Source organism: Arthrobacter sp. MW3 TE3886 (genome assembly GCF_041262145.1).
In the GTDB taxonomy this organism is placed as follows: domain Bacteria; phylum Actinomycetota; class Actinomycetes; order Actinomycetales; family Micrococcaceae; genus Arthrobacter.
This window is the reverse complement of record NZ_JBGCAN010000001.1, coordinates 3,657,976-3,683,583: the sequence shown is the minus strand read 5'-3', so window position 1 is coordinate 3,683,583 and position 25,608 is coordinate 3,657,976. Positions and strand designations below refer to the sequence as shown.

Below are 25,608 nucleotides of genomic sequence, written 5' to 3'. Positions count from 1 at the left end.
CCGGTGCGGTCAGTTGGCGTGCAGGTCCGCGTTGAGCTCCACGGTCTGGCCCTTGCGGGGGAGTGCCTCGACCGCGCCGGTGGCGGAATTGCGGCGGAAGAGCAGGTTCGGAACCCCGGAAAGCTCCACGGCCTTGACGACCCGGCTGGTGTCTTCGCCTTCGGCATCCCGCGGGCTGATGACACGGACGCGTGTGCCGGCGGTGACGTAGAGCCCTGCCTCCACCACGGAGTCATCGCCGAGGCTGATGCCAACGCCGGAGTTGGCGCCGAGGAGGACCCGCTCACCGATGGCGATCTTTTCCTTGCCGCCGCCGGAGAGGGTTCCCATGATCGAGGCCCCGCCGCCGACGTCGGACCCGTCACCGGCGACGACGCCGGCCGAGATCCGGCCCTCAACCATGGAGGTGCCCAGGGTTCCGGCATTGAAGTTCACGAAGCCCTCGTGCATGACGGTGGTTCCCTCGGCCAGGTGCGCACCGAGCCGGACCCGGTCGGCGTCGGCGATCCGGACGCCGGAGGGAACCACGTAATCCACCATGCGCGGGAACTTGTCCACACCGAACACGGTGACGGTACCGCGCTTGCGCAGGCGCGCCCGGGTCAGCTCGAAGTCCTCCACGGCTGCGGGGCCGAAGTTGGTCCACACCACGTTGGGGAGCTTGCCGAAGATGCCGTCAAGGTTGATGGTGTTGGGCTGGACGAGCCGGTGGGAGAGCAGGTGCAGGCGAAGGTAGGCGTCCGCCGTGTCCGCGGGTGCTTCGTCCAGGTTGATCTGGGCAAAGACAACCTTCTGCTCGGTGCCGCGGTCCGGGTCGATGCCGGTTGCGGCGATGTCGATCAGCGACTGGTCCGCGTTCTCCACGTCGCGCAGGTTCGCCGCGGCGACTCCGAGCGCCGGCGCCGGAAACCATACGTCCAGCACGGTGGCGTCACCGTTGCGGGTGGACACAGTGGCCACCCCGTAGCCGAAGGCAGAGCGGGCGTCGGTGGGCACAGCGGAAGCAGCAGATTCAGTCATGGCCCAAGTCTAACGAGAGGCCCCTCGGGCGCTGAAACTCATGACACCCCGACCGACCCGCAGCGGGGCCCCTTGGGCGACGGTAAACGGCGCCTGCTGCGAGTCAGTTGGGACGGGGAGGCAAACAGATAAAGTGGGACGGTGACCCCCACGAACCCGCGCACCCCTGCCAGCGCCACCGCCAGCGTCCCCGTCCGTACACCGGTCCGTCTGGACCTCCGCCAGGACGTTGCCCTGCTCACGGCCGCCCTGATTGACATCAACAGCGTCTCCGGCAACGAGACGATGCTCGCTGACGCCGTGGAACATGCCCTCCGCCAGGTGCCGCAGCTGGAACTGGTGCGCGACGGCGACTCGATCATCGCCCGCACCAACCTCGGCCGCCCCGAGCGCGTCATCCTTGCCGGCCACCTGGACACCGTGCCGCTGCCCACCACCGAGGGCTCGCTCGGGACCGTGCCGGCGTACTGGCCTTCCGGGGCCCCGGGAGAGGGGATCCTTTACGGCCGCGGCGCCACCGACATGAAGGGCGGCGTCGCCGTGCAGCTGGCGCTGGCGGCCACCGTGTTCGACGGCGGGGCGGAGCCAGGCAAGGACGTCACGTTCGTCTTCTACGACCATGAGGAAGTCGAGGCCGTGAAGAGCGGCCTGGGCCGTCTGGTGCGCAATCACGGATCCCTGCTCGGCGGAGACTTCGCGATCCTGCTCGAGCCGACAGACGGGACGGTGGAGGGCGGCTGCAACGGCACCAGCCGCTTCGAGGTGACCACCAACGGCGAGGCTGCACATTCGGCCCGGGCCTGGATGGGCAGCAACGCCATCCACGCCGCGGCCCCGATCCTGGCCCGGCTGGCGGCGTACGAACCGCAGACCGTGACGGTTGACGGCCTGGACTACCGCGAAAGCCTCAACGCCGTGAAGATCCACGGCGGCACGGCCGGAAACGTCATTCCGGACCGGTGCGTCGTGGAAATCAACTACCGCTTCGCGCCGGACAAGACCCCGGACGGGGCCGAGGCCGTCGTGCGCGAACTGCTGGACGGATTCGACGTCGTTCGCACCGACAGCGCGGCCGGCGCGCGGCCCGGGCTGCACCACCCCGCGGCGGCGTCCTTCATCGCCGCCGTCGGCGCGGCGCCGAAGCCCAAGTACGGCTGGACCGACGTCGCACGCTTCAGTGAACTGGGCATTCCCGCGGTGAACTTTGGACCCGGCGATGCGCTGCTGGCGCACAAGGACAACGAGCACGTCGAGGCGGACGCCATCCGCGAATGCCTGCGGGCCCTGCGGACCTGGCTCAGCGCCTAGCAGCGCCCAGGACACAACACGCGGGTCGCTACGCCTGGAAATAGGGCGCAACGTACAAAGGGTCCGGAACCTCCGAGAGGTTCCGGACCCTTTGCGGGTGGGACGGTTTTACTTGGCGGCCGGAATCCCGGCGACCGGCACGTGCGCCACGCCGCCGGCGGCCCGCTTGGAGCCGCGGCGTTCGAGCCAGATGGCCAGGCGGGAGACTGCCAGGTCGATCGCGATGTAGATGGCCGCGGCCACGAAGAACACCGGGAACAGGTACTGCGGGCCCAGGAAGTCCGCCATGACCTGCACAGCCCGGAGCAGCTCGCCGTAGGCGACGATGTAGCCGAGCGACGTGTCCTTCAGCAGCACCACGAGCTGTGCGACCAGCGACGGCAGCATGCGCCGGATGGCCTGCGGCAGCTCGATGGTCAGCCGGGACTGGAAGCTCGTCAGGCCGATCGCCAGGCCGGCCTCACGCTGGCCCTTGGGCAGCGACTGGACGCCGGCGCGGATGATCTCGGCGAAAATCGCCGAGTTGTACAGGACCAGGCCGGCCACGACCGCGACGAACGAGCTGGTGGCAAAGACGAGCAGCACGAACAGCATCATGAGCACCACGGGCATGCCGCGCAGGAATTCCAGCACGACCCGGGTGGGCACCCTGACCCAGGCGTTGTCCGAGATGCGCAGCAGGCACAGGAGCAGGCCCAGCGGGAAGGCAATCACGGCCGCCACCGCCGCGGCGGCGAGCGTGGCGCCGATGCCGGCGGCGATCAGGGCCCAGACCTCGGGCAGCTGGAAGACCGCCCAGCGTTTGGGGTCGAAGATTCCCTGCTGGGCGAGGGTCATGACCGCCAGGACGAGAAGGCCGCCGATCACGATGACGCCGATGATGGAACCGATCAGCGAAACCCGGCGGGCCTTGGGGCCTGGGACGTCGTAGAGAACAGAGCTCATCGCGCGATTGCCACCTTTCGTTCAACGACACTGGCGAGGTAGCCAAGCGGGATGGTTATCAGCAGGTAGAAGAATGCGACGCCGACCAGAACCCACATGACGGCGTCGCCGTTGGCGTTGGCGAGCTGCTTGCCTTGGCCGAAGAGTTCGAGCACATAGAACGCGCCGGCTACAGAGGAGTTCTTGACCAGGGCGATCAGGATGTTGATCAACGGCGGGATCACCGTGCGCAGGGCCTGCGGCAGGATGATCAGGGAGAGCACCTGGCTGAACTTCATGCCGATGCTGCGGGCGGCCTCCGCCTGGCCCACCGGGACACTGTTGACGCCGGAGCGCACGGCCTCGGCGATGAAGGCCGCGGTGTAGGCGCTCAGGGCGATGATGGCGGCGACCTCAAACTGCTGGAACGTGACGCCGAGGCGGGGCAGAACCACCGCCGCGAAGAAGAATGCGATGGTCAGCGGGGTATTCCGGACGATCTCGACGTACACCATGCTGAAGCCGCGCAGCGCGGCAACGGGCGAGACGCGGGCGGCCGCCAGAACGGTACCGAAAATCAAGGCGATAATCCCCGAGACCAGGGACAGGAAGAGGGTTCGGAGAAAACCGTCCCAATACTGGGGGAGGTTTTCAATGATGACGTCCATAAGTTCCTTCAGCTGCGTTGAGGGGATTCCAGGCGAAAGACGGGAGTGGCGGCCGCCGGGCTGCGATGAAATCGCTGGCCCGGCAACCGCCACAGCCGGCTAGTAGCGGTCGATCGTGGGAAGCGCGGGCGCGGTCTTGATGACGGTGCCGGCGGTGTCCTCCCAGGCCTTCTTGTAGGACCCATCCTTGTCGAAGGCCTCCAGCTGGTCATTGATCCACATGCGGAAGGCGGTGTCGTCCTTCTTCAGGCCGATGCCGTAGGGCTCCTTGGTGAAGGTCTGGTCCGATGCCAGCTTGAAGGCGTCCGGCTCCTTGGCCACGAAACCGGCGAGGATGACGTTGTCGGTGGTGATCGCTTCGACCTGCTTGTTCCGCAGCGGCTCAAGGCAGGCGGAGTAGGTCGCAGCCGGAACCAGCACTGCGCCGTACTTCTCCACGATCGTGGAGGCCGGCGTGGAACCGGTCACTGAGCAGACGTTCTTGCCCTTGACGTCCTCGGGCTTGGTGATGGAGTTGTTGTCCTTGTTCACCATGAGGGCCTGTCCGGCCTCGTAGTACGGGCCGGCGAAGTCGACTTCGGCCTTGCGCTTGTCGTTGATGGTGTAGGTGGCAACGATCATGTCCACCTTGCCCTGCTTGATGAACTGCTCGCGGTTGGCGGAGACAGTTTCAACCCACTCGATCTTGTCGGCGGGGATGCCCAGCTTGGCGGCAATCAGCTTGCCCATTTCGACGTCGAAGCCGACCGGCTTGCCGTCGAGGCCCTTCTGGCCGAAGAGAGGCTGGTCGAACTTGGTGCCGATGGTGATCTTGCCTGCGGAAGAAAGCTTGGCCATGGTGGAATCGGCGGCAAAGCTCGGCTTCTCGGCTACGGGCGGGTTGGTGGTAGTGGAGGAGCTGCCGCCACAGGCACTCAGGCTGAGCGCCAGTGCTGCGGATGCGGCAACCAGAAGGGATTTCCTTCGGGTCAAAAATGCCTTCATGACATTCCTTTCATTGGGCCGCCGTCAGGCGGCCAGGGTGCGAACTCGTAGTCGGTCAGTGTGTCAGCAGCTTGGACAGGAAATCCTTGGCCCGGCTGCTCTTGGGATTGGTGAAGAACTCTTCGGGGGTCGCGTCCTCGACGATCTGGCCGTCGGCCATGAACACGACGCGGTCGGCGGCCTTGCGGGCGAAGCCCATCTCGTGGGTGACCACGATCATGGTCATGCCCTCCTTGGCGAGCTGGACCATGACGTCCAGGACCTCGTTGATCATTTCCGGGTCGAGGGCCGAGGTGGGCTCATCGAAGAGCATCACCTTGGGCTTCATGGCCAGGGCGCGGGCAATGGCAACGCGCTGCTGCTGGCCGCCGGAGAGCTGGGCCGGAAGTTTGGGGGCCTGATGCCCGACGCCGACGCGCTCGAGCAGCGCCATGGCGTCCTTGTCGGCCTCGCCCTTGGGGACACCCTTGACCTTGATCGGGCCGAGGGTGACGTTTTCGAGGATGGTCTTGTGGGCGAAGAGGTTGAAGGACTGGAAGACCATACCGACGTCGGCGCGCAGCTTCGCCAGTTCCTTGCCCTCGGCGGGCAGTTCCTTGCCATCGATCTTGATGTCGCCGTCGTCGATGGTCTCGAGACGGTTGATGGCGCGGCAGAGCGTGGACTTGCCGGAACCCGAAGGGCCGATGACAACAACAACCTCACCCTTGCGGACGTTCAGGTTGATGTCCTTCAGGACGTGCAACTGGCCGTAATGCTTGTTCACGGCCTTCAGGGAGACGAGAGCATCGCCGGGCACTTGAGTAGTCATAGAAAGAATCTAGCGAAGATTGACGGAATATGACCGCAATCACTCTGTTTAGGACAGATCGTGATTCAAGAGATACCTGCACGTCAGCGTCCCTTACGGGCCCGCCGCAGGACTCCCGCAGGGGTCCCGCGGCGGTCCCGGGCCTCCTCTGGCCGCCGCTCCCGCGCCGACGCGCCGACGCGGCGGCGACGGAGTTCCGCGCTAGCCTATGGGCATGAGTAGCGATCCGCAGCATGGCCCCAAGCAGAACCCCGAGCAGAACCCGGAACAGAATCCCGCCGGAAAGCCGGCCCGCGAGACCCGCAGCACACCGGCGCCCAACGGGATCCGCCACAAGGGCCCGCTTGAGCTGCGCCGCAAGGCCGCCAAGGTCACGATGTCCGACCAGACCCTGCTCGACACGAAAGGGCCGGGCCAGTTCGTCCACACCGACCCCTGGCGCGTGCTGCGGATCCAGAGCGAGTTCGTGGAAGGCTTCGGCGCGCTGGCCGATCTCGGTCCTGCAGTCAGCGTCTTCGGCTCCGCCCGCACCGTGCCGGGCAGCGCGAACTACGAGCTCGGCGTCGAGGTCGGACGCCGGCTGGCCGAAGCCGGACTCGCCGTGATCACCGGCGGCGGCCCCGGCTCGATGGAGGCCGCCAACATGGGCGCCGTGCAGGGCAACGGGGTCTCCGTGGGGCTCGGAATCGAACTGCCTTTCGAACAGGGCATGAACCAGTGGGTGGACCTGGGCATCAACTTCCGGTACTTCTTCGCCCGCAAGACCATGTTCGTCAAGTACGCCCAGGGCTTCATCGTGCTCCCCGGCGGCCTCGGCACCCTGGATGAGCTCTTCGAAGCCATGGTCCTGGTCCAAACCCGCAAGGTCACCTCCTTCCCGATCGTGCTGGTGGGAACCGCTTTCTGGAGCCCCATGCTCGAGTGGGTCCGTAACACCCTCGTCGCGGACGGAATGGTTTCGGCCGAAGACCTGGACCTCGTGCAGGTGGTGGACGACCCCGCGCGGGCCGTCGAGCTGGTAGTGGAAGGCGCCGCCCGCCACCGGAACCCGAACGGCAGCTCCACCAACGGGACCGGCACCGCGAACATCAAGGGAACGCGGGGCTGATTCGTCCGCCTGAGCGCTCCGGCGTCCGGCTTCTGGCACGATGGTCTAGTGAGTCTCTTCCTGGTTTTCCTGGCGATTGTGCTGATCGGCGTCGCCGTCCTCCTGGGCACCGGCCTGGCGCCGAAAATCTTCCGGCGCCGCCGGGGCGGTGGTGCGGGCGGTTCCTTTGACGACGGCTTCGACGAGCCGGTCGCATCCCTGCCGCCGGTCCTGCTGCCCGAGCGCGCGGCCCCCGCGGACATTGACCGTCTGCGCTTCGCCGTCGGACTCCGCGGCTACCGGATGGACCAGGTGGATCAGGTCCTGGATGACCTGCGGGAGCAGATCACCGCCAAGGACCAGAGGATCGAGGCACTCGGGGAGGAACTGGAGCGCCTCCGCCCGCCGACTGAACAGCGGCCGTGAGCCGCGTGGAAGACCCGGAGGCCGTTGCGGCGCCTGTTGCCCCGGAACCACAGGGGTTGAATGCGGTGCTGTGGAGCCGCATCGCCGCCGCGGGAGCCGGGATGGCGCGGTGGCCCTGGTGGGCGCAGGTGGCCCTCCTGTACATCGCCGCCCGGCTGGTCAGCGCCTGCATCTTCATGGCCGCCGCCCTGCACCAGGGCGTGAATCCGTGGTTTCCCGCCAAGCCCGACTATTGGAACTTCATCAACATCTGGGACGCCCGCTGGTACGCCCAAGCGCTGCAGGCGGGGTATCCGGCGCTTCTGCCGACCGACGACGCCGGCACCGTTCAGGAGAACACGTGGGCCTTCTACCCGCTGTTTCCCGTGCTCGGCCGGGTGGTGTCTGGGCTGACAGGCACGGGTCCGGCCTGGTCCCTGACGGCCATCGCCGTTCTCTCCGGAGTGGGTGCCGCCCTCGTGGCGTACAGGATTTTCCGGCACCGGGCCACGCACCGCACGGCGCTCTGGGGGACCGTGTTCCTGGCGGCTTTCCCGGTGGCGCCGGTGCTGCAGGTGCCCTACGCCGAATCCCTCAACCTGCTGCTCCTCGGCGCCGCGCTGCTGCTCGTCATGGAGCGCCGGTACCTGTGGGCCATGCCCGTCGTGGTCCTGATGTGCCTTTCCCGGCCTACCGGGGTTCCGTTTGCCGCGATGATGGGCCTGTTGCTGCTCTACCGTTTCTGGCAGCGCCTCACCGCGCAGCCCCTCGCCGCACAGCGCCCCACAACACAGCCCTCCACAACGCAGAGTCCCGCGACACGGCCCCCCACAACGCAGAGTCCCGCGACACGGGGCGTCACAGTGCAGCGCGGGGACGGAGTCGACGTTCCCGGCAACGCGGAGCTGTGGTCCCTGGGCGGGCTCACCGCCGTCAGCGGCATTGGTGCGCTGCTGTGGCCGGCCATCGCCTGGGCCGCGACCGGCGATCTGGGCGCCTACACCAAGACCGAAACCGCATGGCGCGGCGATGACCTGGTGCCATTCAAGCCATGGTTCGACGCCGGCATCATGCTCTTCGGGCCGACGCTTGGCGTGCTGGCTCCCTTCGTGTTCGTTGCCGCGTTCACGCTGTTGATGATGTCCCGGCCGGTCGTGGCCCTGGGCACTGAGCTGAGGCTCTGGTGCTGCTGCTACATGGGGTACCTGCTGGTCTTCCTGCACCCCCAGACCAGCACCTTCAGGATGCTGCTGCCGCTGTTCCCGCTCGCCCTCAGCGCTGCCCTTCTCTCACGTTCCCGCGCCTACCGCGGCACCGTGGTGGTCATGTTCGTGCTGCTGCAGATCGTCTGGATTGTGTGGCTGTGGGCGTGGGCGCAGCTGCCGGGCGGAGGGGACTATCCGCCGTGACGCACAGCACCTTTTCGCGGCGTCGGCCCGGCCTGGCGGGACGCGCTGGAAAGTCCAACGATTAGCTACGGGCGCATTGTTACGCGATAATAGAGGATAAGCAAGGACAAGAAGCACACAGTTTGTAAGCGCATTATTTGTGGGTTTGCCTGTCACGGCCGCCTTCTGGAGCGTCGCCGGGCGGGTTGATTGGCCAAGCGGACGCAGCCCGGCCGGGCTGGTAAGTCAGGGACTAATAAAGGGGATATTCCTTATGGCGGCAATGAAACCACGCACCGGCGACGGCCCTATGGAAGTGACGAAAGAGGGACGCAGCCTGATCATGCGTGTTCCGCTCGAAGGCGGGGGGCGGCTTGTAGTCGAACTCAATGCCGCTGAGGCGACGAACCTCAAGGAATGCCTCGTCGGCGTCACCGAATAGCGTCACGCCAAGAGCTTCGCAACAGGGCGGGGTCCCGGCCACCAGGCTGCGGACCCCGCCCTTTGCTGTCTGCGCCCGGACCCCCGCGCGGGCTGTTACTTCTGGGCTGCCAGCTCGTGGCGGTTACTTCTTCACGGCGATTAGCAGGCCGTCGCCGGTGGGCAGCATGGCGGACGCGAGGCGGTCGTCGTCGCGGATGGACTTGCCGATCTGGCGCAGCACCACGGTGGTGGCTTCCCGGGCGGCCGGGTTCGCGACCCGGTCCTTGTCGAGGGCATCGTTGACGATCAGCAGCCCGCCGGATTTGAGCAGCCGCACGGCTTGCTCCACGTAGCTGGGGTAGTTCGGCTTGTCCGCGTCAATGAACACGAGGTCATAGGCGCCGTCCGTCAGCCGGGGCAGGACATCACCGGCCCGGCCCGAAATGGTGCGGGTGCGGTTGGCGGGGCTGCCGGCCTCCTGGAACGCTTCGCGCGCGGCCTTGAGGTGTTCGACGTCGACGTCGATGGTGGTCAGGACAGCCTGCGGGCCGAGCCCGCGCAGGATGCACACGCCGGACACGCCCGCACCGGTGCCGATCTCCACGGCGGTCTGTGCCTTGGACGCCGCCGCCAGCACCGTCAGCACGGCGCCCACGCCGGGGCCGATCGGGGTCACGCCAAGCTCGAAGGACCGTTCGCGCGCGTGCAACAGGACCTCATCCTCGGCAGGCAGATCTTCTGCGTAGGACCAGCTCGTGGACTTATCGGCGCTCATGGGATATCGCTTTCTGGGCGGCAGGGGAGTGTTCCCTACAGCGTACTGTGTCCGGCGCGACGGGACGCGGAGGCGGCAGCATCGTGGCCCCGTCCGGAGGACGCCGTTCTGCCTTCGGCGGAAGACCGCGGTGGATCAGGAAATTCCCAGCTTATTTTGAAATGATGGGTATCCGCTCATCCGCGTGGTGATCGGCGTCGAATGAAGGGTGCAGGAACCTGTGCAAGCAGGCACAATTCAGGCGTAGGTACCATCCACGAGGGGAGTGGACGATGTCGATTCTGGCACCTGTCCCGGCAGCTGAGGCAACAGATTCAACCGGCCAGTCCCGGACCGCGGCGGAAGCCGAATGGGTCCGGCCGACCTGGGAGGAAGTGGTGACCAACCACTCCGCCAAGGTCTACCGCCTTGCGTACCGGCTGACCGGAAACAAGTACGACGCCGAGGACCTCACCCAGGAGGTGTTCGTCCGGGTGTTCCGTTCGCTTGAGAACTTCAAGCCCGGCACGCTGGACGGCTGGCTGCACCGGATCACCACCAACCTGTTCCTGGACCAGGCGCGGCGCAAGAGCAGGATCCGCTTTGATGCCCTGGCCGACGACGCCGAGTCGCGGCTGCCGGGCCGGGAGCCCGGGCCGGAGCAAAGCTTTGAATTCAACAACCTCGACGTCGATGTCCAGGCAGCGCTCGAGGAACTTCCGCCCGACTTCCGCGCCGCCGTCGTGCTGTGCGACCTCGAAGGGCTCTCCTACGACGAAGTCGCCGCCGCGCTGGACATCAAGCTCGGGACCGTCCGGTCCCGGATTCACCGCGGCCGGACAATGCTCCGTGAAAAGCTCGCGCACCGCGACCCCCGGCCGGCGCAGCCGGCCAAGCAGTCCCTCAAGCCGCGGCTCAAGATGCCGCGCATCGCCGGCCTCCTCTGAACCGGTCAATGGGTCTGCTGAGACGTTTACTGGGAGCACCAGGCTGCAAGTTCTGGGGCAGGCCCGGCGCTACCCGGAAATGGGATGCCGGACGCCACGACCACGTGGAATCGTGCGCCGAATGCCGTGCCCGGCTACAGCGCGAGCGGCAGTACCTTGAGAAGCTCCGCGGCGCCGCCGTGCCCGAGGCCAGTGAGGACCTGACCGCACGGCTCCTGGCACGGACCGGGCAGTTGGCCGCGGAACGGGCCACGGCGGAACGCGCCGAAGCGGCGGACACCGCGGAACTAATGGAAACAACGGAACTATTGGACACAGCGGAACGGCCGGACGCGGCGGACGCGGTCGGGGGCGGTCATCATCCGTGGCCGCCAGGCCGGTTCCCGGCAGGACACCCCGTGCCGGATCGGGCAGGGACCGCCGGGGCGGTCGCCCATGGCGCGGCCGCTGCCGCAGTTCCACACGGCGCCCGCCGCCGCGGCCCGCGCCTGCCGGTGCTGGCCGTCGGCGGAGCCGTGGCCGCCTTGGCCCTCATGACCGGCACCGCCTACGTCATGGGAGGCGACGACGCGGTGCCCGCCGACGGCGCACAGGCTGCCGCCCTCGCCCAGCCGGATGCCGCCGGGCTGCCCGCCAGCGGTGAACCGCTCGGTGCAAGGGAGCTGTTCGACGCCAGCGGAACCGGCATCCCCGGCATCTTCGGTGGCCCCGGCGCTGAGGGAACCGGGCCCCGTGTGGCGTTTGGGCCCGGCGGTGAGCCCGACTTCACCCCCGCCGGGACGCTGGACACCGGTCAGCTTGCCGCGTTCCGCTCGCAGGGATGGACATGTCCGGAGCTGCGCGAGCTCGGATTCCACCTCATCTGGGCCCGGGCCGGCGTCGTCTCCGGGGACGAGGTCCTGGAACTTCGCCTCACGGATGGCCGGCACTTCGCCACGGTCCTCGAGCAGCACGCCTCGACGCGGGCCCCCGCCGCGCCCCCCGCACCCGCCCGGGCCGACGTTTCGCCCATCAACGTGCTGACCGGACACGCCGCCGTGGCGGACGGCTTCATCCCGGCCAGGGCCGGTACGCCGTCGGCCGTCTCCGAACCGGGAAATGGCGTTCTCTGGGTCAATGCCGCCCCGCCGTACCGGGCCATTTACCAGACTTCGGCAGCCACCTACACGTACATTTCGGATCTGCCCGCCGATCAGGCCGACGACGGCGTCGCCGCCCTGACCCGGGTCAGCGGCGGCACTCCCGTGCCGGCCTCGCGCAACGGATTTCCGGAACGGATCGAACGCGGACTGAGCCGAATCCTGGAGCACCTGGCACCGTGAGGCAGGGACGGGCCGGACATGGCCGGCATTCGGACTTCGCGGAATCGTCGCCAGCCCGAGCGAGAGGGTAACCTTCCTAAAGTGCTTGGAATCAATGGACCGGAGTTCTTACTTCTGCTGATCATCGGCCTTCTGGTGATTGGTCCCAGCAGGCTGCCCGAATACACCCAAAAACTTGCCAATATTGTCAAGGAAGTGCGCCGGATGGCCTCGGGTGCGCGGGAACAGATCAAGGAAGAAGTCGGCATCGATATCGATGAGGTCGACTGGAAGAAATACGATCCGCGCCAGTACGATCCCCGCCGGATCATCAAGGAAGCGCTCCTTGACGATGACACCAAGCCGATGAGCGCAGGGGCACCCGCAGCGGTGTCCACGGCCGCTGCCGCGACTGCGGTCGCCGAGCACCGCCCACAGCGGGTTCTCGAGCGGCTGCCCGAGGGCGAACCGGCACCCTTCGACTCAGAGGCGACCTAGGACTTTCCGCGGCGGACGTCCCGCGGTGCCTGGGCAGGGATGCGGCCGGGGCCAGCCGGCATCCGGGTCGGACCGCCGGTGCGGGGCGCTGTCAGCGGGGTTGCAGGCCCAGCGGCATGCCCTTGAGGCCGCGGGGAACCGACGCCAGCCTGCCGGCGATCCCCGCCAGGGCCACGGCCGCAGGCGTTTCCGGACGGCCCAGCACCAGCGGCACCCCGGAATCCCCGCCCTCACGCAGCAGGACTTCGAGCGGAATCTGGCCCAGCAGGGGCACGTCCTCACCCACGGTGGCCGAGAGGCGTTCGGCGAGCACGGCGCCGCCGCCGCTGCCGAACAGTTCCATCCTGCCGCCGTCGGGCAGTTCAAGGTAGGACATGTTTTCCACGACGCCGGCCACGGTCTGGCCCGTCTGGGTGGCGATCGCACCCGCCCGCTCGGCCACATCCGCGGCGGCCGCCTGCGGGGTGGTCACGACGAGGATCTGCGCCTTGGGCAGCAGCTGGGCGACGGAGATCGCGATGTCGCCGGTGCCCGGGGGCAGGTCCAGGAAGAGGGCGTCGAGGTCGCCGAAGTAGACGTCCGTGAGGAATTGCTCCAGCGCCCGGTGCAGCATCGGGCCGCGCCACGCCACGGGCTGGTTCCCGGTGACGAACATGCCGATGGAGATGACCTTGACCCCGTAGGCCACGGGCGGCAGGATCATGTCGTCCACCCGTGTGGGGGCCTGTGTGATGCCCATCAGCGCCGGAACGGAGAAACCGTACACGTCCGCGTCCACGATCCCCACACGGAGCCCCTGGGCGGCCAGGGCGCACGCCAGGTTGACCGTCACCGAGGACTTGCCCACGCCGCCCTTGCCGCTCGCGACGGCGTACACCCTGGTCAGCGAGCCCGGCGCGTTGAACGGGATGCCGCGCTGGCCGCCGGCGCCCCGCAACCGCTCCTTGAGGGCGTCGCGCTGCTCCTGCGTCATGACTTTCAAGTCCACGTCCACGCCGGTGACGCCCGGGACGGCGGACAGGGCAGCCTCGGTGTCCGCCGTGATGGTGCCGCGCAGCGGGCAGCCCGCGATCGTCAGCAGCACCGCGATCCGCACGCGGCCGCCGTCGCCGATCTCCACGGACTCCACCATGCCGAGATCGGTGATGGGGCGGCGGAGCTCAGGGTCGATCACGGTGGCAAGTGCGCCGTGCACTGCCTGTTCCAGCGGGGTGCTCATGCGGGCGATGCTCAGCTTTCGGGGATGGTGCGGTGTGCGGGCTGGCGGGTGGGATCGGCCGCGGCCCCAGAGTGGTTCGCCGACGGGTTCGGCAGTTTCCCCGCCGGGTTCCCCGACGGGTCCTCCGCACGATCCTTCGACGGGTCATCCCGCTTGCCGCCGGCCTTGACGCGCGGGATCTGTTGGGTCCGGGGGCCGCGCTTGTCGCGCCGCTCCTTGAGTTTCTCCTTGACCTTTTCGCGTGGGTTCTCGTGGGCGCCGGTGGAGGGATCGTGGGTGCGCAGTTCTTCCTGGGCCTCCAGCATGTCCTCCAGCAGGCTGCGCAGTTCGGCGCGGACGTAGTCGCGGGTGGCTACCTCACGCAGCGCGATGCGCAGGGACGCAAGTTCCCGGGTCAGGTATTCGGTGTCGGAGAGATTGCGCTCGGCCCGCTGGCGGTCCTGCTGGAGCGAGACCTTGTCGCGGTCGTCCTGCCGGTTCTGGGCCAGCAGCAGCAGGGGCGCGGCGTAGGAGGCCTGCAGGGACAGCATGAGGGTCAGCAGCGTGAAGCCCAGCGCCCGTGAATCGAACTGCCATTCCTCCGGCGCCCACGTGTTCCAGCCCAGCCAGAACAAGCAGAACACCGTCATGTACATCAGGAACGCGGGGGTGCCCATGAAACGGGCGAAGCCTTCCGTGGCATGGCCGAAGGCGTCCGGGTCGGGACGGAAATTGGGCAGGATCCGCTGCCGGCCGCTCAGGGGCGTGTCGAGGCCGCCGGTGGTCCTGCCGCCAGGGCGGACATTGGAGGTCCGTGGTGCTGTGGAATCAGCCAATGCGGCCTCCAAGCTTTCTTATCGGGGCGTCGTCCTCGTGGGCGCGCCAGTCGTCCGGCAACAGATGGTCAAGCACGTCGTCAACAGTCACCGCCCCCACAAGCCGTCCGTCGTCGTTGACAACCGGAAGGGAGTTGAGGTTATACGTTGCCAGCGCGCGGGCGACCTCGCTGATGTGGGCCTGGTCGGAGACCGGCTCCAGGCTCTTGTCCACCAGGTTGCCCAGCGGCTCCGGCGGCGGATAGCGCAAGAGCTGCTGGATGTGGACGACGCCGAGGAACCGTCCCGTCGGCGTCTCCAACGGGGGCCGGGCGACGAAAATCGAGGACGCCAGGGCGGGGGAGAGTTCCTCCCGGCGTACGTGCGCGAGTGCCTCGGCGACGGTTGCTTCCGGGGGCAGGATCACCGGCACGGGCGTCATGAGCCCGCCGGCGGTGTCCTCGTCGTATTCGAGCAGGCGGCGGACGTCCTCGGCGCCTTCGGGCTCCATCAGCTGCAGGAGCTCTTCAGCCTGGGCGCTGGGGAGTTCGGCGAGGAGGTCGGCGGCGTCGTCCGGATCCATCTCTTCCAGGACGTCGGCGGCGCGGTTGACGTCCAGGGCGGAGAGGATTTCCACCTGGTCACCTTCGCGCATCTCCTGCAGGACGTCCGCGAGCCGTTCGTCCTGGAGTTCGCTGGCAACCTCGAAGCGGCGTTTGTCGCTCATTTCCTGCAGGGCCTCGGCGAAGTCGGCCGGTTTAAGGTCCTCGTGCGTGGCCACGAACTGGGTGGCGGCCTGCGGCTCGGTCTTGGCGCCTTGCCGGGCATCGGCCCAGTCGATGATGAGGGTTTCATTGCGGCGCAGCCGGCTCAGGGGTGAGAGGGAGTGGCCGCGTCGGACGAAGAGCTTGCTGACGAACCAGTCGCCGGAGCGGTGCCGGTCCATGGCGATGTCCTCGATGGTCGCATCGCCGCTGCCGTCCGCGAGGGTCACCCGGCGGTCGAACATTTCGGCCACCACGAGGGTTTCCGCGCCGCGTTGCTCGAAACGGCGAAGATTGACCAGCCCGGTGCAGATGATCTGGGTCTGGTCTATGGACGTAATCCGGGTCATCGGCACGAAGACGCGCTTCTTGCCGGGGACCTCGACAACGATGCCCACCACGTGCGGGGCGCCCCTGGTTCCGCGGGAAAGCACCACGACGTCGCGCAGTCGACCCAGACGGTCGCCCAATGGGTCGAAGACGTCCAGTCCGAGGAGGCGCGCGACAAACACTCGCGAAAGATTCGTGCTCACTCCTACAGGCTACCGAGTCTGCTCTCTTTTAGCTGAATTTCCAGCCGCACACCAGCCGGATGGGTGAGAATGGGCATATGTCAAACATTTTTGGTGCGCCCAGGGCCGGTGCCCCCAACGGCTCGGACGAGGCCCGCACCGTCCCGAGAGGCGACGTTGTCGGTTCCTACAACTCCTACCTGGATGCCCAGAAGGCGGTGGACTACCTGGCTGACCAGCAGTTCCCCGTGCAGATGGTGTCGATCGTGGGCAATGACCTGAAGATGGTGGAGCGGGTGACCGGCCGGCTGACCTACCCCCGCGTCGCCCTCTCCGGCGCCCTTAGCGGCATGTGGTTCGGCCTGTTCGTCGGCGTCATGCTGTCCTTCTTCTCCACGACCCCCGGTTATTTCTCGATTGTGACGTCAGTGCTGATGGGTGCCGCGTTCTTCATGCTGTTTGGCATCGTCACTTACGCCATGCAGCGCGGCAAGCGTGACTTCACCTCAACCAGCCAGGTGGTGGCGACCAATTACGACGTCGTGGTCTCCTTCGAGGCCGCCGGCGAAGCGCGGCGCCTGCTTCACCAGCTGCCTATGACGGCGCATGACGCGTCCGGTGCCGCTGCCGGCGGTTACGCGCAGCACGATTACCGCCATCAGGCGCCGCCGCAGCCCGGCCCGCCGCAGCCGGGGCCGCAGAGCCATGCGCCGCAGCGCCCCGCGGGATGGAACGACCCCTACGGCCAGAGGACGCCGGAGACCGGCGGAGACGCGGCCGGACAGTACCAGGGCGGTGCGCCCCAGCAGGAGGGCGCCGCAGGCCCCGCTCCGACGGCACCCGCCGCGGCGGAGGAGACGGCCCGCCCCGCCGGCCGGGTTTCTGGGGTGAGCTATCCGGACCTCCCGGACGGCCGCCCGCAGTACGGGGTCAGGGTCACGGACAGCGAGAAGCCCGCGGCAGGCCAGGACGGCCAGCAGCGCTGATCCAGGCAGCACAACAGCAGCAAAAAGGGAGGGTTCCGGTGCCGGAACCCTCCCTATTTGCTGCTATTTGCTGCTATTTGCTGCTATTTACTGCTATTTGCTGTTTTTACTGTCTGGTTGACCTACGGCGTCTGGCCGTCGGCTTCCAGGTAGATGCCGGCCATCCAGGACTCGACGTCGTCGGCCTTGCGCGGCAGTGCAGCGCTGAGGTTGACCGGACCGTCGGCCGTCATGAGGATGTCGTCCTCGATCCGGACACCGATGCCGCGGTATTCCTCGGGGATGCCGATGTCTTCGTTCTTGAAGTACAGGCCGGGTTCGATTGTGAACACCATGCCGGGCGTGAGCACGCCGTCGAGGTAGAGTTCCCGCTTCGCCTGGGCGCAGTCGTGGACGTCGAGGCCGAGGTGGTGGCTGGTGCCGTGCGGCATCCACCGGCGGTGCTGCTGGCCCTCGGTGCTGACGGCTTCCTCGACGGAGACCGGCAGGAGGCCCCATTCGGCGAGCCGCTCGGCCAGTACCGTGGTGGCTGCGGTGTGGATGTCCCGGAACTTCGTGCCCGGCTGGGCAGCGGCAAAGCCGGCGTCGGCGGCGTCGAGCACTGCCTCGTAGACCTTGCGCTGGACCTCGGAGAACTTGCCGTTGGCCGGCAGGGTGCGGGTGATGTCCGCAGTGTAGAGCGAGTCGGCCTCAACGCCGGCGTCCAGGAGCAGCAGTTCGCCGGCATTGATCTTGCCGGTGTTCCGGGTCCAGTGCAGCACGGTGGCGTTGTTGCCGGAGGCGGCGATGGTGTCGTAGCCGAGCTCGTTGCCTTCCTCGCGGGCCCGGGCGAAGAACGCACCTTCCACGACGCGCTCGCCGCGGTGGTGGGTGAGCGCCCGCGGGATCGCCTTGACCACCTCAGTGAAGCCGGCCACGGTGGCGGCGACGGCGATCTTCATCTGTTCGATTTCCCAGTCGTCCTTGAGCAGACGCAGTTCCGAGAGGGCCTCGGTGAGTTTCTCGTCAAGGGCGTCGAGCACACTCAGGTCGAGGTTGTCGGGGTCCTTGGCAGTGTTGTAGCGGGCGGTGTCGACGAGGGCGTCAATGTTCTCGTCAACCTTGCGGCCCAGCCTGATGGAGATGCCGCCGATCTCGGGCGCGCCGACGTTCTTGGTGATGGCGAGTTCGAGTTCGGCGATGTCCGCCGTGTCCAGTCCGAGCTTGGCCTTGAACTCGGCCAGGGTCGGGCGTGCACCGATCCAGAACTCCCCGGAGCGGGAGTCGGCGTAGAACTGCTCGGTGTCGCGGCCGGCCAACGGGCGGAAGTACAGCGTGGCGCGGTGGTTTCCGCCGTCGTCGCCGGTGCCCTCCGCCACCGGTTCCAGGATCAGGACCGCATCGGGTTCGTGGTCCAGGCCGAGGCCGGTCAGATGCGCGAAGGCAGAGTGCGGCCGGAAGCGGTAGTCGCAGTCGTTCGAGCGGACCTTCAGCGGGCCGGCGGGGATGACCAGGCGTTCACCTTTGAACTGTCCTGAGATGGTGCGGCGCCGGGCTGCGGCGTGGCCCGCGACGGCGTCCCGCTCGGGGAGCTGTTGCGTGGCCGGCGCCCAGTTGCTGGCCATGAAGGCCTTGAAGGCGTCGGAACTGGGCCGCTGCGAGCGGTTGTTGACGCGCTCCTCGAGGGGCTGGGAAGCGGAGACTAGGGTGTTATCTGCATCGTTCACCGTCCCATAGTCTCACCAGCGCCGCGGCTTAGGCCAACGGCGCGCGCGCGCCACAGGGCGGGCTGCGGGGCCCCGGCATAACGGAGCCGGGGCTTTGGATCCTGCCATCTACTAGGCTGGTGAGGTGAGGATCGACCTGCATGCGCACTCCAACGTTTCCGACGGCACCCAGGCACCGGCTGACGTCATGGAGTCCGCCGCCGCTGCGGGCCTCGACGTCATCGCCCTGACCGATCACGATTCCACTGCCGGGTGGGCGGAGGCCGCCGTCGCTGCCCGGAAAGCCGGGGTCGCCCTGGTCCCGGGCATGGAGATCTCGTGCCGCACCGCGGAAGGCATCAGCGTCCACCTGCTCAGCTACCTCCACGATCCCGCACATCCCGGACTGCTGGAGGAAATCACCAAGTCCAAGGATGCCCGGCACACGAGGGCGCAGAAGATGGTCACCCTTTTGTCCGAGGACTACCCGCTGACATGGGACGACGTGATTCACCACGTCGCGCCGGGCGCCACCCTGGGCCGCCCGCACATCGCCGACGCGCTCGTCGCGGCCGGTGTGGTGGAAGACCGGGCCGAGGCCTTTGGTTCCATCCTCACAGCACGTTCGCGCTATTGGGTCCAGCACTATGCGCCGGAGCCGGCGCTCGCCGTCGAGCTGGTCCGTGCAGCAGGCGGCGTTCCGGTGTTTGCCCACCCGGTCGCGTCCGCCCGCGGCCGGATCGTGGGGGAGGGGACCTACCGGGAGATGGTCGACGCCGGTCTGGCAGGCCTGGAAATCTACCACCGGGACAATCCCGAGGAGGGCCGGACGTTCCTGCGCCGCATCGCCGAACGTTATGGCCTGCTCGTTACGGGGTCCTCCGATTACCACGGCGCAGGAAAGCCGAACCTGCTGGGGGAGAACCTGACCTCCGCAGAAGTCTTTGCCCGGATCGAGGAACTGGGCACGGGCTCATCGGTGGTGCGCTGAGAACCCACCCGCTGAGACCCAGTTCGCTCAGACCCTGGACCCTCGGTTGCGCTATCACTTAGCGTCCCTATGAGTCCCCTCCGGGCCCGAATAGCCGCCACAAGTGATAGCGCAACGGCGGGTTGGCTCGGAGGGTAGGGGCAACGGGCGGTGTGGGGCGGGCCGAGGGTGGCGGGTCAGACGGTCGGGAAAGACGTGAACTGGGCCTTCGCGGACAGGCGCTTGGCCATGACGTCGATGGCTGGCTGGTTCTGGTCCACGCACACGAACCTGCGGTCGAGTTTCGCGGCCACGGATCCGAGCGTGCCGGAACCTGCGAAGAAGTCCAGGCACCAGTCGCCCGGCCGGCTCGAGGCGGCAACCACGCGGCGGATAAGCCCCTCCGGCTTCTGCGTCGGGTAGCCGGTCTTCTCCTTGCCGGTCGGCGAAACGATCGTGTGCCACCACACGTCGGTGGGCAGCTTGCCGAGCTCGCGCTTGGCGGGGGTGACAAGTCCGGGCGCCATGTAGGGCTCACGGTCCACTTCGGCGGAGTCGAAATGGTACTTGGCCGGGTTCTTGACGTAGACCAGGATGTTGTCGTGCTTGGTGGGCCAGCGGTACTTGGCCCGTGCACCGTAGTCGTATGCCCAGATGATCTCGTTCAGGAAGCATTCGCGGCCAAAGATCGCGTCCAGCATGACCTTCGCATAGTGCACCTCGCGGTAGTCCAGGTGCAGGTACAGGGTGCCGTCGTCGGCCAGGAGCCGCCAGGCTTCCACAAGCCGCGGCTCGAGGAAGGACCAGTAGTCGCTGAACGCGTCGTCGTACTTGTGCAGCGCGCCCTTGATGGTGTCATAGGACCGGCCCTTGAACCCGACGCGGTCCCCCTCGCCGCCGGCGTTGAGCACCATCCTGGTTTCCTGGCGCCGCTGGACCCGACCGGTGTTGAAGGGCGGGTCCACATAAATCAGTGTGAAGGCGCCGTCCGGCAGCGTGGGGAGGTATTCCGCGTTGTCCGCGTGAACCACCAGGTTGCTGCCGTCCGGCGCCCAGACGGTGTCAGTCATGGAGGGGATTAGGCCTCGGCGCCGCTCGGCTGTGCGTCGCCGCCGGCCACTACCTCGCCGTTGCGCCGGCGGGTGCGGGTCCGGCGCCGGGCACGGGTTGCCCGGTCCACCTCGGTGGGGGCCTTCGCCGGCGCGGCGGCAGCAGCATCCGGCCCCTGTCCGTTGGCGGTCGACGCCGTGGCGGCATCGGCATCGGCAGCAGGACGGCGCCGGCGGTCGCCGGAGCGTCCGCCGGCCTCGGCGCCGCTGCGGCGCGAGTCACGGCCGCCGGTGCGGCTGCCTTCACGTGCGCCTTCACGGCCGCCGGTGCGGCTGCCTTCACGTGCGCCGTCACGGCTGCCCGTGCGGCTGGCTTCGCGGCCGCTGTCCTTTGCGCTGGTGCGCGAGTTCTTTTTGCCGGTCTCGCCGAGGTCCTCGAGGACCTCCGCGTCGACGCCGGCCAGCACACGCTTGTCGCGGGGCAACCGGCCCTTGGTGCCCGCAGGGATGTCAAGTTCCTCGAACAGGTGGGGCGAGGACGAGTAGGTTTCCACGGGCTCGGGGTAGCTCAGGCCGAGGGCCTTGTTGATGAGCCCCCAGCGCGGCATGTCGTCCCAGTCAACAAAGGTCACGGCGGTGCCCTTGTTGCCGGCACGGCCGGTGCGGCCCACACGGTGCAGGTAGATCTTCTCGTCTTCGACGCACTGGTAGTTGATCACGTGGGTGACGTCGTCGACGTCGATGCCGCGGGCGGCGACGTCGGTAGCCACGAGGACGTCCACCTTGTTGTTGCGGAAGGCGCGCAGAGCCTGTTCGCGGGCGCCCTGGCCGAGGTCGCCGTGGATGGCGGCCGCGGCGAAGCCGCGGTCCACGAGTTCCTCGGCCACCTTCGCGGCGGTGCGCTTGGTCTTGGTGAAGATGATGGTGCGGCCGCGGCCGCGGGCCTGCAGGATGCGGGCCACGACCTCCACCTTGTCCATGCTGTGGGCACGGTAGATCAGCTGGCGGATGTCGCGCTTGGTCAGGCCTTCGTCGTCCGGATCCGCGGCGCGGATGTGGGTCGGCTGGGTCATGTAGCGGCGGGCCATGGCGATGACCGGGCCGGGCATGGTGGCGGAGAACAGGAGCGTCTGGCGGACCGCAGGCGTGCCGGCGATCAGGGTTTCCACGTCCGGCAGGAACCCGAGGTCCAGCATCTCGTCGGCTTCGTCGAGGATGACGATCTTGACGTTCTTCAGGCTCAGGTGCTTCTGCTTGTAGAGATCGATCAGGCGGCCGGGGGTGCCGACGACAACTTCTACGCCGTTCTGCAGCGCCTCGACCTGCGGCTCGTAAGCGCGGCCACCGTAGATGGTGGCAATGCGGGCGTTGCGCTTCTTGGCGGCGTTTTCGAGGTCCTTGGCTACCTGGACGGCGAGTTCGCGGGTGGGCACGATCACCAGGGCCTGCGGGGCGCCGGGAACGGCCAGCTTGTCGAAGCCGGCATCGTCACGGCCGACGACGCGCTGCAGCGCCGGGATGCCGAAGCCGAGGGTTTTGCCCGTACCGGTCTTGGCCTGGCCGATGATGTCGTGCCCTGCCAGTGCGACCGGCAGCGTCATGGCCTGGATCGGGAAGGGGTGGGTGATGCCGGCGTCGGCCAGGGACTCCACGATGTCCGCGCGGACATTGAAGTCGGCAAAGGTCTTCTCGGCAATCTCGTGCGGCTTTTCGTCCGAGATGATGGTCTCTTCGGGCTCGATGGTCTCCGTGCCGGACTCATCGGTCAGAAGCTGGTGCGTGTGCAATTCACTCACAGGGGAGTTTCCTTATTCATTTTGGGCTGCGCTGCTTGCTCAACGGGGCCGGCCATGGTGGCCGTTCCGGAGCACGCTCAGGCGCGCAAGCAATTCCAGTGGAAGCCGATCGCGGGCTATCTAAATGCTGGCACTGGGGACCAGCGGGTGTATCTCAAGATCGCGTAGGGGCGGGCTTGTTGAATTCGAAAATCATGGAAATCAACGACCGGGCATCCATTTCTACCTCTTCAGTCTAGCTGTACAAGGCGCGGATCCTCGACTGGGCGGGTGATTGCGCCTCGGGAGGCCGCCGCGAGCGTGCCGGCTGCGGACAGCCAGCGGGCCGTCAACGGACCTGCAGGGGACCGTCAGCCCACGAGCTCCAACTGGATTTCCCGCGTGGCGATGTCCGAGGACACCACCCGGACCCGGACTTTGGTGCCCGGTTCCAGTTCGCCGGGGCAACGTGCGGTCACGGCGGGCTCGGCGATCTGGACGATCCCGGACGGGCCGTTTCCGTTGCCGTTGGTCTTCCCGCCATTCCCGTTGCTGGTGCCGTTGATGCTCTTTGCCGGCTTGGGACCGGAGATGACGACGGCGTCGAATTCCTGGCCGATGTGGTTGACGAGCAGCGCCGCCTCCACGGTGTCCAGCGACAGCCGCTCCAGTTTCGCGGCCAGCTGGTCCGAAGTGCCCATGATGGCCGGGAGGGACGGCAGTGCTTCCCGGGCCCAGGCAGGAACTTCAGTGCCGTTGCTCAGGGCTTCGCAGATCACCAGCACGAAGCGGTCGACCAGCCGCCGCAACGGTGCCGTGGAATGGGCGTAGGCGGCGCCGATGGCGGACTGGACGGCGGCGTCGGGCACCGTGCCGTCGAAGGGCGTGTACCCGGCGCCGCGGAAGAGCATCCCGGCCGAATGCACAATGGCCAGCTGCCGGGGGTCCGTCGGGTCAAGGGTCCGCAGGTACTCGCCGTAGCGCATTTCCCCGTCCCAGGGCTTGCCGAGGGCGTGGGTCTGCCGGTGGAAGTGGCGCAGCGAGGCCTCGTCCGGGGCGGGCATGGTGCGCAGGATGCCGACCTTGCCCTGGAGCATGAGCGCGGCGGCGGCCATCCCGGTCATGAGTGAAATCTGGGCGTTCCAGTCCTCCACCGGCAGCGGCGGTGCCGCCACGATCCGGTAGCCGCCGTCGGGCAGCTGCTGGATCTCCTGTTCCGGCATGTTCAGGCTCGCGCCGCCGCGCAGGCGTTCCAGTTCCACCCGTTTGATGCCTACTTCTTTCAGCAGCTGCAGCACGGGCGCCGCGGTGCCGGCGTCGAGCTCGGCCTGCACGCCTTTGTAGTTGAGCTTCGCGCGGCTGCGGACCTGTGCCCGGCGCACGAGGACCGAGGCGACCTCTGCCGCGGCGTCGAGCTCGAACTCCCAGACGAAAGCAGCGCACAGCTGCCCGGCGAGCAGGCTGCCGGCGGCCTCGCTGATGATCTCCGGATGCAGCGGAATCCGGCCGTCCGGGGTGTAGAAGGTCTGGCCGCGGCGCCGGGTCTCGGCGTCGAGCGCCCCGCCCGGGGCGACAAAAGAGGGGACGTCGGCGATGGCATAGAAGACCTTGTAGCCGCCGTCGCTCCGTTCGATAAACAGGGCCTGGTCCAGGTCGGTGGACGACGCCGGATCGATGGTCACGAACTCGACATGCGTGAGGTCAAGGTCCGGGAGCTTGTGCTCGGCCACTGCCGCCTCCGCGTCGCGCAGCACATCTTCGGGGAACGGGCCGGGCAGTTCCAGCGTGGTGCGCAACGCCTTGAGGGCCCCGGCAAGCTGGTTCTGCTGCTCGTGGACACTGGGGGTCAGGCGATGATGGGACACGAAAATCAGGGTAGCCCGATTTCCGCTATTAGTCTTGGATGATGAGCGCAACTGCGGACGATCCGGCCCTCTACAACAGCTTCATTGCCGACCTGCTGGGAGTCTTGGCGTACGGCGAGCTTTCCGCCTTCGAACGGCTGTCCTCGAGTGCCCGGTATTCGCCCACGCTGCATGACCGTGCGGTGCTGGGCAGGATGGCGGTGGTCGAGTTCCAGCATTACGAACTCGTCCGGGCACGGCTCGAGCACATGGGCCTGGACACGGAAGCCGCCATGCTCCCGTTCCAGCCTTCGGTGGACCACTTCCACGAACGCACGCGCCCGTCGGACTGGTACGAAGCCCTCATGAAGGCCTACGTGATCGACACGGTCGCCGCGGACTTTTACGGCGTCGTCGGCCGGTACGTCGACACCGCGACCCGGAAGCTGATCGGGCAGGTCCGCTCCACCGGGGAGTCCACAGCCGTGCTGCAGGAGCGCCTCAAAGCGGCCCTGGCTGATGACCCCCGGCTGGCGTCGCGCCTGGCGTTGTGGGCCAGGCGCCTGCTGGGGGAGGTCCTGAACCACGCCCAGCGCGTCAGCGCTGAGCACGCGTTCCTCGGCGGGCTATCGGGGCTGGACGACGCCGGCGCCCGGGCGCTGGTCAACGGCCTGGCGGCCGAGCTCGCAGCGAACCACGCGCGACGGATGACGGAGCTGGGTCTGACCGGTTAGTTTCCGTGCCGGCCGGCATTACAGGCCGCGAACCTGCCTAGGACGCGGCGTCCAGCGCCGCGAGCAAGGCTGCGGCGGCGTGGGCGGGATCGGTGGCGTCGGTGATCGCCCGGACCACGACGATCCGCCGGGCACCGGCGTCGACTACCCGTTCCACGTTGCTGAGGTCGATCCCGCCGATCGCGAACCACGGCAGCAGGCTTTCGTTGACTTTGCCCGTTCCCTCCGCGTCCGCCCCGCCGACCGCCTGCGCGGCGTAGCGCACCAGGTCGAGGCCGACGGCGGCGCGTCCGGGCTTGGTGGGCGTCGCCCACACGGGGCCCACGCAGAAATAGTCGAGCCCTTTGCGGCCGGGCGCGGCAGCAATGGCGGCGTCCACCTGCTTCGGGCTGTGGGTGGACAGGCCGATCACGGCATCCTTGCCCAGGAAGCCGCGGGCGGCGTCGAGCGAAATGTCCTTCTGGCCGACATGGAACACCGGAGCCCCGGACAGGGAGGCGATGTCCGCCCGGTCGTTGACGGCCCACAGCCGCCCGTGCCGCAGCGCTGCGGTGTGCAGGACCTCCAGCAGTTCCAGTTCCTCGGAGGCCTCGAGCGACTTGTCGCGCAACTGGATGATGTCCACGCCGCCGGCGAAGGCGGCGTCGACGAAGTCCTCGAAATCGCCGCGGTCCCTGCGGGCGTCGGTGCAGAGGTAGAGGCGGGCGGTGGTGTGGAGGGGGTCCTGGCTCATGAGACCAGCCTAGTTCCTCTAAACT

Annotated in this window: 25 protein-coding genes; 11 read left to right on the top strand and 14 right to left on the bottom strand. The window is 67.7% G+C overall.

Translation table 11 applies throughout. The annotated features are described in order from the left end of the window. Window positions 1–9: 9 nt before the first annotated feature. On the bottom strand, window positions 10–1,020 hold the full coding sequence (gene dapD, locus ABH915_RS16690) for a 2,3,4,5-tetrahydropyridine-2,6-dicarboxylate N-succinyltransferase (RefSeq protein WP_026266496.1): 1,011 nt from the start codon (window positions 1,018–1,020) through the stop codon (window positions 10–12). 210 nt (window positions 1,021–1,230) lie between these two features. On the opposite strand from dapD, the gene dapE reads away from it, so the two are divergent. Continuing rightward, window positions 1,231–2,328, top strand: a complete 1,098-nt coding sequence (gene dapE / locus ABH915_RS16685; RefSeq protein ID WP_370125030.1) for a succinyl-diaminopimelate desuccinylase — start codon at window positions 1,231–1,233, stop codon at window positions 2,326–2,328. 108 nt (window positions 2,329–2,436) lie between these two features. On the opposite strand, the gene ABH915_RS16680 is transcribed toward dapE, so the two are convergent. The 4 genes from ABH915_RS16680 to ABH915_RS16665 form a co-directional block, all read right to left on the bottom strand. Further along, the gene (locus ABH915_RS16680; RefSeq protein WP_018773813.1) at window positions 2,437–3,273 is read right to left on the bottom strand and encodes an amino acid ABC transporter permease; all 837 of its coding nucleotides are present in this window, start codon (window positions 3,271–3,273) and stop codon (window positions 2,437–2,439) included. Continuing rightward, window positions 3,270–3,920: an amino acid ABC transporter permease gene (locus ABH915_RS16675; protein WP_018773814.1), complete on the bottom strand. Its 651-nt coding sequence runs from the start codon at window positions 3,918–3,920 to the stop codon at window positions 3,270–3,272. The genes ABH915_RS16680 and ABH915_RS16675 overlap by 4 nt, the downstream gene beginning before the upstream one ends. 99 nt (window positions 3,921–4,019) lie before the next feature. Beyond that, window positions 4,020–4,904, bottom strand: coding sequence for a glutamate ABC transporter substrate-binding protein (locus ABH915_RS16670; RefSeq protein ID WP_018773815.1), 885 nt, complete (start codon window positions 4,902–4,904; stop codon window positions 4,020–4,022). 55 nt (window positions 4,905–4,959) lie between these two features. Continuing rightward, window positions 4,960–5,715 carry an amino acid ABC transporter ATP-binding protein gene (locus ABH915_RS16665; RefSeq protein WP_026538555.1) on the bottom strand — a complete coding sequence of 252 codons (756 nt, stop codon included), beginning with the start codon at window positions 5,713–5,715 and terminating at the stop codon, window positions 4,960–4,962. A 214-nt stretch (window positions 5,716–5,929) separates the two neighbouring features. On the opposite strand from ABH915_RS16665, the gene ABH915_RS16660 reads away from it, so the two are divergent. From ABH915_RS16660 to ABH915_RS16645, 4 genes are all read left to right on the top strand, one after another. Beyond that, complete coding sequence (locus ABH915_RS16660) at window positions 5,930–6,823, top strand: TIGR00730 family Rossman fold protein (RefSeq protein WP_370123353.1); 894 nt, start codon at window positions 5,930–5,932, stop codon at window positions 6,821–6,823. 48 nt (window positions 6,824–6,871) lie between these two features. Further along, on the top strand, window positions 6,872–7,228 hold the full coding sequence (locus tag ABH915_RS16655) for a DivIVA domain-containing protein (RefSeq protein WP_370123351.1): 357 nt from the start codon (window positions 6,872–6,874) through the stop codon (window positions 7,226–7,228). 101 nt (window positions 7,229–7,329) lie between these two features. Beyond that, complete coding sequence (locus ABH915_RS16650; RefSeq protein ID WP_370125029.1) at window positions 7,330–8,616, top strand: hypothetical protein; 1,287 nt, start codon at window positions 7,330–7,332, stop codon at window positions 8,614–8,616. 253 nt (window positions 8,617–8,869) lie between these two features. Beyond that, window positions 8,870–9,037: a DUF3117 domain-containing protein gene (locus tag ABH915_RS16645; protein ID WP_079550332.1), complete on the top strand. Its 168-nt coding sequence runs from the start codon at window positions 8,870–8,872 to the stop codon at window positions 9,035–9,037. A gap of 123 nt (window positions 9,038–9,160) precedes the next feature. Here the strand turns inward: ABH915_RS16645 and ABH915_RS16640 are convergent, their stop codons facing one another. Further along, window positions 9,161–9,793 carry an O-methyltransferase gene (locus ABH915_RS16640; protein WP_018773821.1) on the bottom strand — a complete coding sequence of 211 codons (633 nt, stop codon included), beginning with the start codon at window positions 9,791–9,793 and terminating at the stop codon, window positions 9,161–9,163. A gap of 272 nt (window positions 9,794–10,065) precedes the next feature. On the opposite strand from ABH915_RS16640, the gene sigE reads away from it, so the two are divergent. From sigE to ABH915_RS16625, 3 genes are all read left to right on the top strand, one after another. After that, window positions 10,066–10,719, top strand: a complete 654-nt coding sequence (gene sigE, locus ABH915_RS16635) for an RNA polymerase sigma factor SigE (RefSeq protein ID WP_018773822.1) — start codon at window positions 10,066–10,068, stop codon at window positions 10,717–10,719. A 104-nt stretch (window positions 10,720–10,823) separates the two neighbouring features. After that, entirely contained in the window at window positions 10,824–12,041 is a 1,218-nt protein-coding gene (locus ABH915_RS16630; protein WP_370123346.1) for a hypothetical protein, read from the top strand. A gap of 81 nt (window positions 12,042–12,122) precedes the next feature. Beyond that, on the top strand, window positions 12,123–12,518 hold the full coding sequence (locus tag ABH915_RS16625; RefSeq protein WP_026538551.1) for a twin-arginine translocase TatA/TatE family subunit: 396 nt from the start codon (window positions 12,123–12,125) through the stop codon (window positions 12,516–12,518). A gap of 91 nt (window positions 12,519–12,609) precedes the next feature. Here ABH915_RS16625 and ABH915_RS16620 read toward each other — a convergent pair whose 3' ends face one another. Genes ABH915_RS16620 through ABH915_RS16610 form a run of 3 tightly spaced genes read right to left on the bottom strand, consistent with a single transcriptional unit; the run spans window position 12,610 to window position 15,828 of the window. Further along, window positions 12,610–13,737 carry an Mrp/NBP35 family ATP-binding protein gene (locus ABH915_RS16620; protein ID WP_370123344.1) on the bottom strand — a complete coding sequence of 376 codons (1,128 nt, stop codon included), beginning with the start codon at window positions 13,735–13,737 and terminating at the stop codon, window positions 12,610–12,612. Between the two features lie 11 nt (window positions 13,738–13,748). Next, window positions 13,749–14,564: a DUF1003 domain-containing protein gene (locus ABH915_RS16615; RefSeq protein ID WP_370123341.1), complete on the bottom strand. Its 816-nt coding sequence runs from the start codon at window positions 14,562–14,564 to the stop codon at window positions 13,749–13,751. After that, window positions 14,545–15,828 carry a magnesium transporter MgtE N-terminal domain-containing protein gene (locus tag ABH915_RS16610; RefSeq protein ID WP_026266502.1) on the bottom strand — a complete coding sequence of 428 codons (1,284 nt, stop codon included), beginning with the start codon at window positions 15,826–15,828 and terminating at the stop codon, window positions 14,545–14,547. Before ABH915_RS16610 ends, ABH915_RS16615 begins: the two co-directional genes overlap by 20 nt. Window positions 15,829–15,905: 77 nt before the next feature. Between ABH915_RS16610 and ABH915_RS16605 the strand changes: the two genes are divergently transcribed. Next, window positions 15,906–16,793 (top strand): general stress protein, encoded by an 888-nt coding sequence (locus tag ABH915_RS16605; protein ID WP_370123338.1) that lies wholly within the window; start codon window positions 15,906–15,908, stop codon window positions 16,791–16,793. A 122-nt stretch (window positions 16,794–16,915) separates the two neighbouring features. Here ABH915_RS16605 and ABH915_RS16600 read toward each other — a convergent pair whose 3' ends face one another. Next, window positions 16,916–18,499 (bottom strand): aminopeptidase P family protein, encoded by a 1,584-nt coding sequence (locus ABH915_RS16600; RefSeq protein ID WP_370123335.1) that lies wholly within the window; start codon window positions 18,497–18,499, stop codon window positions 16,916–16,918. A gap of 124 nt (window positions 18,500–18,623) precedes the next feature. Between ABH915_RS16600 and ABH915_RS16595 the strand changes: the two genes are divergently transcribed. Continuing rightward, the gene (locus ABH915_RS16595) at window positions 18,624–19,469 is read left to right on the top strand and encodes a PHP domain-containing protein (RefSeq protein WP_018773829.1); all 846 of its coding nucleotides are present in this window, start codon (window positions 18,624–18,626) and stop codon (window positions 19,467–19,469) included. A 176-nt stretch (window positions 19,470–19,645) separates the two neighbouring features. Here the strand turns inward: ABH915_RS16595 and ABH915_RS16590 are convergent, their stop codons facing one another. From ABH915_RS16590 to ABH915_RS16580, 3 genes are all read right to left on the bottom strand, one after another. Beyond that, on the bottom strand, window positions 19,646–20,518 hold the full coding sequence (locus ABH915_RS16590) for a site-specific DNA-methyltransferase (RefSeq protein ID WP_370123331.1): 873 nt from the start codon (window positions 20,516–20,518) through the stop codon (window positions 19,646–19,648). A gap of 8 nt (window positions 20,519–20,526) precedes the next feature. Beyond that, window positions 20,527–22,293: a DEAD/DEAH box helicase gene (locus ABH915_RS16585; protein WP_370123328.1), complete on the bottom strand. Its 1,767-nt coding sequence runs from the start codon at window positions 22,291–22,293 to the stop codon at window positions 20,527–20,529. Window positions 22,294–22,643: 350 nt separating this feature from the next. Beyond that, window positions 22,644–24,137, bottom strand: coding sequence for an RNB domain-containing ribonuclease (locus tag ABH915_RS16580; RefSeq protein ID WP_370123325.1), 1,494 nt, complete (start codon window positions 24,135–24,137; stop codon window positions 22,644–22,646). Between the two features lie 38 nt (window positions 24,138–24,175). Here ABH915_RS16580 and ABH915_RS16575 point away from each other — a divergent pair, with 38 nt between their 5' ends. Beyond that, the gene (locus ABH915_RS16575; RefSeq protein WP_370123322.1) at window positions 24,176–24,850 is read left to right on the top strand and encodes a ferritin-like fold-containing protein; all 675 of its coding nucleotides are present in this window, start codon (window positions 24,176–24,178) and stop codon (window positions 24,848–24,850) included. Between the two features lie 37 nt (window positions 24,851–24,887). Here the strand turns inward: ABH915_RS16575 and thiE are convergent, their stop codons facing one another. Further along, a complete protein-coding gene (gene thiE / locus ABH915_RS16570) occupies window positions 24,888–25,583 on the bottom strand; it encodes a thiamine phosphate synthase (RefSeq protein ID WP_370123319.1) in 696 nt (231 codons plus the stop codon). Window positions 25,584–25,608: the final 25 nt, after the last annotated feature.